Below are 7,065 nucleotides of genomic sequence, written 5' to 3' on the forward strand. Positions count from 1 at the left end.
GAGACATCATGACCACAACTGAAACCCAAACTTCCCGGAAGGGTTCCGCTGGGCTGACCGGCCGCGTCGTGCGTGTCATCGGTCCGGTCGTCGACGTGGAGTTCCCGCGCGGCGCCATTCCGCCACTGTTCAACGCACTTCACGCCGAAATCGCGCTGAAGTCGGTTGCCAAGAAGCTGACGCTCGAGGTTGCTCAGCACCTCGGCGACAACTTGGTCCGCACCATCTCGATGCAACCGACCGACGGTCTGACCCGCGGCACCGAGGTGACCGACACCGACAAGCCGATCTCGGTTCCCGTCGGTGACGTCGTCAAGGGCCACGTGTTCAACGCACTCGGCGATTGCCTCGACGCACCGGGCACCGGTCGCGACGGCGAGCAGTGGGGCATCCACCGGAAGCCCCCGGCGTTCGATCAGCTCGAGGGCAAGACCGAGATCCTCGAGACCGGCATCAAGGTCATCGACCTGCTGACCCCGTACGTCAAGGGCGGCAAGATCGGTCTGTTCGGTGGTGCCGGTGTCGGCAAGACCGTTCTGATCCAGGAGATGATCACCCGTATCGCTCGCGAGTTCTCGGGCACCTCGGTGTTCGCAGGCGTCGGTGAGCGTACCCGTGAGGGCACCGACCTCCACCTCGAGATGGAGGAGATGGGCGTTCTGCAGGACACCGCGTTGGTGTTCGGTCAGATGGATGAGCCGCCGGGCACGCGTATGCGGGTCGCTCTGTCCGCGCTGACGATGGCGGAGTACTTCCGTGACGTCAAGCGTCAGGACGTGCTGCTGTTCATCGACAACATCTTCCGTTTCACCCAGGCCGGTTCCGAGGTCTCCACGCTGCTCGGCCGGATGCCGTCTGCCGTTGGTTACCAGCCGACGCTGGCTGACGAGATGGGCGAGCTGCAGGAGCGCATCACCTCGACGCGTGGTAACTCGATCACCTCGCTGCAGGCCATCTACGTGCCCGCCGACGACTACACCGACCCGGCGCCGGCGACCACGTTCGCCCACCTGGATGCCACCACGGAGCTCTCGCGCCCGATTTCGCAGCTCGGTATCTACCCGGCTGTGGACCCGCTGACGTCGACCTCACGCATCCTGGAGGCCTCGATCGTCGGTGACGAGCACTTCCGCGTCGCCAACGAGGTCAAGCGGATCCTGCAGAAGTACAAGGAACTGCAGGACATCATCGCGATTCTCGGTATGGACGAGCTCTCCGAGGAGGACAAGATCACCGTGCAGCGTGCACGGCGGATCCAGAAGTTCCTCGGCCAGAACTTCATCGTTGCCGAGAAGTTCACCGGCCAGAAGGGTTCTGTGGTGCCGCTCGCCGACACCATCGAAGCCTTCGACAAGGTCTCCAAGGGCGAATACGATCATCTTCCCGAGCAGGCGTTCAACAGCTGTGGCGGACTCGACGACGTCGAGGCCGCTGCCAAGAAGATCACCGGAAAGTGACATCACCCGATGCCTGACACGCCATTTCACGTCGAGTTGGTCGCGGTTGAATCGCGTTTGTACTCCGGCGAAGCAACGTTTGTAGTGGCTCAGACCACCGAGGGCGCTGTGGGTCTGCTGGCTCATCACGAGCCCACGCTGGGTCAGCTGGCACCGGGCGGATATGTCGCGATCGATGAGGTCGGTGGCAAGCGCCGCGTGGCAGCTGTGCAGGGTGGTTTCATCTCGGTGACCGGTGAGGTCGTCACGATTCTCGCAGAGTCGGCCGAGTGGGCCGGGGACGTCGACGAGGCAGCCGAGCGTTCGGTTCTCTCGTCCGCCGAGAAGGGCAGCGCCGAGTACCTGCGGGCCGAATCGCGTCTGCGCGCGGTGGAAGTACTGCAGCAAGTCAAATAAATTGTCGATCGGATGGCATCCTGTAGAGCAGGGCCGTTCGAATGGCTAATTGTTCTACGGTCCCCGCAAACTTCAGACAAGTTTGCGGGGATCGTTGTATTTCTGGCGGGGGCTGAAGGAGGTGTCGTCTGTGGACTGGAATCTGGCTGCCCTCGCGGTGATCGTGCTTGTCCTTGTGTTTGTGCTTTACATGCTCTACCGGATCAACGAATTGCGAGGTTCGGGTACGTCGGCTCTATTGCGTGAATTGCCCGCCGACGATGGCCGGGGCTGGCGGCACGGGGTGGTCCGATACGACGACAACGCCCTGGAGTACTTCCGCCTACGCCGGGTGCTGCCCGGGCCGCAGCGCCTCGTTCTGCGCCAGTCCGTGACTGTCAGTGGCCGTCGGTCACCGACCGCCACCGAAGCCGATGTCCTCGACAACGACATGGTGATCCTCGAACTGGCCGACCACGATGGAGACTTCGAACTCGCTCTCGACAGCGGCGGGGTCACCGCATTCCAGTCGTGGCTCGAATCCCGTCCGTCACAGCGTGCGGAACGTCGTCGCCGCGACTGAGTATCACCCGAACCACCACCGTTGACGTGCTCGATCAGAATCTACAAAGAAGGCCCAGACCGAGACGGTCTGGGCCTTCTTTGTGTATCCGATCAGTCTTCTGAGCCCGCACCCTGATCGGTGCCGGGCTCGCTGCCCTCAGGTCGGGCACGTTTGCGCTGCTCACCTGGCTGCCACAGGATGTCGCCGCCGGGATTGGCGACCCTGGACAGAATGAACAGCAGGTCTGACAGGCGGTTCAGGTACTGCGCCGGCAGTGCACTGGTGGAGTCCGGGAAAGCTTCGATGGCCGCCCATGCCGTCCGTTCGGCGCGCCGGGTGACCGTCCGTGCCACATGCAGGTATGCGCTGAGCGGGCTACCGCCGGGCAGGATGAACGAATTGAGCGGCGCGAGCTGGTCGGTGTAGTGATCGCACCAGACCTCGAGGTCGTCGATGTAGCTCTGCAGGATGCGCAGCGGTGGATACTTCGGATCCGCGACCACCGGAGTCGACAGGTCCGCACCCGCATCGAACAGATCGTTCTGTACGCGCTGCAGGATCTCGGCGACGTCTGCGGTGGGGTTCCCCATCGCCAGCGCTACACCGATCGCGGCATTGGCCTCATCGCAGTCTGCGTAGGCGAGCACGCGGGGATCGTTTTTGGAAACGCGTGAAAAGTCGCTGAGTCCAGTGGTTCCCGCATCGCCGGTACGGGTGTAGATACGGGTCAGGTGAACAGCCATGAGAGCAAAGCTACCCGGTATCCTCGCAGTGGTACTGGCCGGTCAGGGCCGCGACACTTCAACCGGGGGACACCATTGGCGTCACAGCCCTTCACCATCGAGCGATCGATCACGATCGCCGCCCCCGCCGAGTCGATCTTCGGACCTATGGTCGGCCGGCCGGCGCGGGGACCGTCGTGAAGTGGCCGACGAGCGGTGAAAACGCCGGGCCGGCAAAGTCATTCGCGAAAGTCATTCCCACCGCCAAGTTCATCGGTGGCGATTTCGAAGAGGGGCTCGCCTCCCTGAAGCTCGTGGTCGAGAATCGATGAACGCTATGACGGGCCGTCGGTGGCGGCCACGTTCGGGTCGCCTAGGCTACGTCCGTGGTTGATGATCGTTTTCTGGTGACCGGGGGCGCACGACTGACCGGTGAGGTCGAAGTCGTGGGCGCCAAGAACAGCGTTCTGAAGTTGATGGCTGCGGCGTTACTCGCCGAGGGCAAGACAACCATCACCAATTGCCCGCAGATCCTGGACGTGCCGTTGATGGCCGACGTCTTACGCGGGCTCGGTGCCACCGTCACCCATGACGGCGACACCGTGGTGATCGACACCCCGGCCGAACTGAAGTTCCACGCCGATTTCGACGCGGTGAAGCAGTTCCGCGCGTCGGTCTGTGTGCTCGGTCCACTGGTGGCGCGTTGCCGACGGGCTGTGGTCGCGCTACCAGGTGGTGATGCGATCGGATCTCGTCCACTCGACATGCACCAGGCAGGGCTGCGTCTGCTCGGAGCACACAGCGTGATCGAACACGGATGTGTGGTCGCTGAGGCGGACAAGCTGATCGGGGCACCGATCAGCCTGGAGTTCCCATCCGTCGGTGCCACCGAGAACATCCTGATGGCGGCGGTACTGGCCGAAGGCGTGACCACCATCGACAATGCCGCCCGCGAGCCGGAGATCGTCGATCTGTGCGTGATGTTGCAGCAGATGGGCGCGAAGATCAGCGGTGAAGGCACGTCCACCCTGACGGTCGAGGGCGTCGAACAATTGAAACCGGTCACCCATCGGGTGATCGGTGATCGGATTGTCGCATCCACCTGGGCCATCGCCGCCGTCATGACGCGGGGTGACATCACCGTCCGCGGGGTTGACCCCCGACATCTGCAACTGGTGCTGTCCAAGCTCGTCGGTGCGGGTGCGTCGGTGACCCAGTTTCCCGACGGTTTCCGAGTCGTCCAGGTGGGTAGGCCGATGGCGGTCAATTACTCGACGCTCCCGTTTCCCGGGTTCCCGACCGACCTACAGCCGATGGCCATCGGCTTGGCCGCGATCAGTGACGGCATGTCGGTGATCACCGAGAACGTCTTCGAGGCCCGTTTCCGATTCGTCGAAGAGATGGTGCGGTTGGGTGCGGATGCTCGGACAGATGGTCATCACGCGGTGATTCGTGGGATCGAACAGCTGTCGAGTGCACCGGTGTGGAGTTCGGACATCCGCGCCGGCGCCGGATTGGTGCTGGCCGGTCTTGTCGCCGACGGGGTGACCGAGGTGCACGATGTGTCGCATATCGATCGCGGATATCCCGATTTCGTGGAGATCATGCGCAGCCTTGGTGGCGAGATCGTGCGTGTGACAGCGGATTCGAAGCAGGACTGACCGGTTGTCAACGCAACGCGCCTGGATTGTCCCGGTGGTGGTGATCACAAGGACATTTCGGGCGGGACGTTGCCGTCTGGTTACGGATCAAACATCTTCCAGAATCCGGTGACCTGCATGAATGCGTCTCGAAGCCGCTGCGCACCAGGCGATTTGACGCCGACCGACTTGTTCCCGTAACTTTCTTCAAGTCAGCGAGTGAGGCGCCGGAGAGCAAGAAGCCGGGAGCCGAGAACACCGACAGGGAAGTCTTTTCCTGAAGGAACAACGCAGACCGCCCATAGTGTGAATGTGCTCCGCCTTTCGGTGGAGGGTTCAAACGCGGGTGGTGACGGACTGCGAGAGCAGCGAGTTGCATACCGGATGCGAGTCCGGTAAGCTTGAAAAGTTGCCTCCGAGACGGAGGCAGCGAGGAAGTTACAATAAAATATCCCGCCGGGACGACACGCTTGTTGAAGGTGTGTGCAGATCGGATGTGGGTGTGTTCTTTGAGAACTCGATAGTGTGTCGATGGATTGTTAGTGCCAATTTAGGTGCTGTATGTCTGTCACGGTGACGAAATCCCAGTCTGGGGTTTGGTCGGGTTGGCGGATGTGTGGTGCCGGCATTAGTTAGATAATTTTTTGATCCCATCGCAGGTTTTGAGTCCTGTGGTGGTGTCAGTTTTTGTTTGGTTGGGATTATGAAATCTCTTCAGGACATATTTTTTTGAAACTCGCTCTTCGGAGCGGTTTTGGAAGGTTTTCATGGAGAGTTTGATCCTGGCTCAGGACGAACGCTGGCGGCGTGCTTAACACATGCAAGTCGAACGATGAAGCCAGCTTGCTGGTGGATTAGTGGCGAACGGGTGAGTAACACGTGGGTGATCTGCCCCAAACTTTGGGATAAGCCTGGGAAACTGGGTCTAATACCGAATATGACCACCAGATGCATGTCTGGTGGTGGAAAGCTCCGGCGGTTTGGGATGGGCCCGCGGCCTATCAGCTTGTTGGTGGGGTAATGGCCTACCAAGGCGACGACGGGTAGCCGGCCTGAGAGGGCGACCGGCCACACTGGGACTGAGACACGGCCCAGACTCCTACGGGAGGCAGCAGTGGGGAATATTGCACAATGGGCGCAAGCCTGATGCAGCGACGCCGCGTGAGGGATGACGGCCTTCGGGTTGTAAACCTCTTTCACCAGGGACGAAGCGAAAGTGACGGTACCTGGAGAAGAAGCACCGGCCAACTACGTGCCAGCAGCCGCGGTAATACGTAGGGTGCGAGCGTTGTCCGGAATTACTGGGCGTAAAGAGTTCGTAGGCGGTTTGTCGCGTCGTTCGTGAAAACTTGGGGCTTAACTCCAAGCGTGCGGGCGATACGGGCAGACTTGAGTACTACAGGGGAGACTGGAATTCCTGGTGTAGCGGTGAAATGCGCAGATATCAGGAGGAACACCGGTGGCGAAGGCGGGTCTCTGGGTAGTAACTGACGCTGAGGAACGAAAGCGTGGGTAGCGAACAGGATTAGATACCCTGGTAGTCCACGCCGTAAACGGTGGGTACTAGGTGTGGGTTCCTTTTCACGGGATCCGTGCCGTAGCTAACGCATTAAGTACCCCGCCTGGGGAGTACGGCCGCAAGGCTAAAACTCAAAGGAATTGACGGGGGCCCGCACAAGCGGCGGAGCATGTGGATTAATTCGATGCAACGCGAAGAACCTTACCTGGGTTTGACATACACCAGAAAGCCATAGAGATATGGCCCCCCTTGTGGTTGGTGTACAGGTGGTGCATGGCTGTCGTCAGCTCGTGTCGTGAGATGTTGGGTTAAGTCCCGCAACGAGCGCAACCCTTATCTTATGTTGCCAGCGCGTAATGGCGGGGACTCGTGAGAGACTGCCGGGGTCAACTCGGAGGAAGGTGGGGATGACGTCAAGTCATCATGCCCCTTATGTCCAGGGCTTCACACATGCTACAATGGCCGGTACAGAGGGCTGCGATACCGTGAGGTGGAGCGAATCCCTTAAAGCCGGTCTCAGTTCGGATCGGGGTCTGCAACTCGACCCCGTGAAGTCGGAGTCGCTAGTAATCGCAGATCAGCAACGCTGCGGTGAATACGTTCCCGGGCCTTGTACACACCGCCCGTCACGTCATGAAAGTTGGTAACACCCGAAGCCGGTGGCCCAACCCCTTGTGGGAGGGAGCCGTCGAAGGTGGGATTGGCGATTGGGACGAAGTCGTAACAAGGTAGCCGTACCGGAAGGTGCGGCTGGATCACCTCCTTTCTAAGGAGCAACATAAACCAC

Annotated in this window: 5 protein-coding genes and 1 rRNA gene; 5 read left to right on the plus strand and 1 reads right to left on the minus strand. The window is 60.8% G+C overall.

Translation table 11 applies throughout. The features are described 5' to 3' along the window. Positions 1-8 precede the first annotated feature (8 nt). The 3 genes from atpD to AC51GT_RS24355 all read left to right on the plus strand — a co-directional run bounded on the left by atpD (position 9) and on the right by AC51GT_RS24355 (position 2,415). Positions 9-1,457: a F0F1 ATP synthase subunit beta gene (gene atpD, locus AC51GT_RS24345; RefSeq protein WP_496325903.1), complete on the plus strand. Its 1,449-nt coding sequence runs from the start codon at positions 9-11 to the stop codon at positions 1,455-1,457. A 9-nt stretch (positions 1,458-1,466) separates the two neighbouring features. Continuing rightward, the gene (locus AC51GT_RS24350; protein WP_496325902.1) at positions 1,467-1,853 is read left to right on the plus strand and encodes a F0F1 ATP synthase subunit epsilon; all 387 of its coding nucleotides are present in this window, start codon (positions 1,467-1,469) and stop codon (positions 1,851-1,853) included. A 130-nt stretch (positions 1,854-1,983) separates the two neighbouring features. Next, positions 1,984-2,415: a DUF2550 domain-containing protein gene (locus AC51GT_RS24355; RefSeq protein WP_496325901.1), complete on the plus strand. Its 432-nt coding sequence runs from the start codon at positions 1,984-1,986 to the stop codon at positions 2,413-2,415. Between the two features lie 92 nt (positions 2,416-2,507). On the opposite strand, the gene AC51GT_RS24360 is transcribed toward AC51GT_RS24355, so the two are convergent. Then, positions 2,508-3,140, minus strand: coding sequence for a cob(I)yrinic acid a,c-diamide adenosyltransferase (locus AC51GT_RS24360; protein ID WP_496325900.1), 633 nt, complete (start codon positions 3,138-3,140; stop codon positions 2,508-2,510). Positions 3,141-3,505: 365 nt separating this feature from the next. Between AC51GT_RS24360 and murA the strand changes: the two genes are divergently transcribed. Both murA and AC51GT_RS24370 read left to right on the plus strand, forming a co-directional pair. Continuing rightward, on the plus strand, positions 3,506-4,780 hold the full coding sequence (gene murA / locus AC51GT_RS24365) for a UDP-N-acetylglucosamine 1-carboxyvinyltransferase (RefSeq protein WP_496325899.1): 1,275 nt from the start codon (positions 3,506-3,508) through the stop codon (positions 4,778-4,780). A 743-nt stretch (positions 4,781-5,523) separates the two neighbouring features. Continuing rightward, positions 5,524-7,044 (plus strand): 16S ribosomal RNA (locus tag AC51GT_RS24370). Positions 7,045-7,065 lie beyond the last annotated feature (21 nt).

It is taken from the genome of Williamsia sp. z34 (assembly GCF_059553395.1).

What these genes read in the sequence shown, in the direction of transcription:
- AC51GT_RS24360 (WP_496325900.1), bottom strand. Translation starts at nt 3,140, where the DNA reads ATGGCTGTTCACCTGACCCGTATCTACACCCGTACCGGCGATGCGGGA.
- atpD (WP_496325903.1), top strand. Translation starts at nt 9, where the DNA reads ATGACCACAACTGAAACCCAAACTTCCCGGAAGGGTTCCGCTGGGCTG.
- AC51GT_RS24350 (WP_496325902.1), top strand. Translation starts at nt 1,467, where the DNA reads ATGCCTGACACGCCATTTCACGTCGAGTTGGTCGCGGTTGAATCGCGT.